Source organism: Halomonas campaniensis (genome assembly GCF_014193375.1).
Lineage (GTDB): Bacteria > Pseudomonadota > Gammaproteobacteria > Pseudomonadales > Halomonadaceae > Halomonas > Halomonas campaniensis.
In genome coordinates, this window is the sequence record NZ_JACHZF010000073.1 from 1 (window position 1) to 1239 (window position 1239).

1 pseudogene is annotated in these 1239 nt (G+C 60.0%); it reads right to left on the minus strand.

What is annotated here, in order from left to right:
- Positions 1-31: 31 nt before the first annotated feature.
- A pseudogene (locus BDK63_RS18290) lies at positions 32-1176 on the minus strand (IS3-like element ISPa133 family transposase).
- Positions 1177-1239: the final 63 nt, after the last annotated feature.

Here is a 1239-nt window from a genome sequence, read left to right on the forward strand (position 1 = left end):
TGTTCTGGTCAAGTCGTAGCGGACACTTTTATTAAGCTGCTTCCGCGATTTTCTCGATCTCCCTCGGCGCGTGGTAGCCAAGGGTCGAGTGGAGCCGGCAGCTGTTGTACTCCATCTCGATATAGGTCACGACGTCGCGCCTCGCTGACTGGCGGGTCCAGTATCGCTGTCCCTCCAGCCATTCGCTCTTCAGAGAGCCGAAGAAGCGCTCCATGACCGCATTGTCCCAACAGTTCCCCTTGCGGCTCATGGAGGCCTGGAACCCGTGCTTTGCCAGTCGTTCGCGATACGCACGAGAGGCGTACTGGCTGCCGCGATCCGAGTGGTGGAGCACTCCCCGGGGAGGCCGTCGGCGGCCAATTGCCATCTCCAGGGCGTCCAGGGTGAGTGACGTTTTCATATGGTCGGCCATAGCCCAGCCGATGACCTGTCGGTCGTAGAGGTCCAGCACGGCCGCCAGGTACAACCACCCTTCCAAGGTCCAGATGGCAGTGATGTCGGCCACCCACGCCTGATTGGGCTCAGGCACCGTGAACTGCCGCTTGAGCAGGTTGGGAGCCACTGGCAGCCCGTGGTCGCTGTCCGTCGTATGCCGGTAGCGGCGACGCTGTCGGCAGGCGACACCGGCTTCCTGCATCAGGCTACGCGCCTGATAACGACCGACCGTATGACCTCTGCGACGGAGTTCCTTAGCCATTCGCCGGCTCCCATAGCTACCACGTTTCTGATGGTGGATGTCCTTGACCTCCCGGTGCAGGCACTGGCGCTGCTCATCGGGTTCACGCTGACGCCAGGCATAGAAGCCACTGCGGCTGACGTCCATGACACGGCACAGCACCGCCACTGGGAAGGAGGCCTTCTCCGACTCGATGAACTGGTATCTCAGCTCGACTCTCTCGCGAAGAAGGCCGTGGCCTTTTTTAAAACCTCCTTTTCAATCCGTAACTTACGAACTTCTTCGCGAAGTTTCTTGATCTCGGCATCCCGCTCATCTGCCTGGTCGTCAGTCACACCATCCTCCCGGTCACGTTGCTGGCGACACCAGCGATCCAGCAGGCTGCGATCGATATCCAGCCGCCTGGCAGCCTCGGAGATGGCATAACCCTCTCCTCGAACCATGTTGACTGCCTCAGCCTTGAATTCGTCGGAGTACCGACGTCGCGTCTTCTTGGTCATGAACACCTCCAATGCCTCCAGTATGAGGCTTACCGGGGTGTCCGCTCCAATTAGACCAGTTCA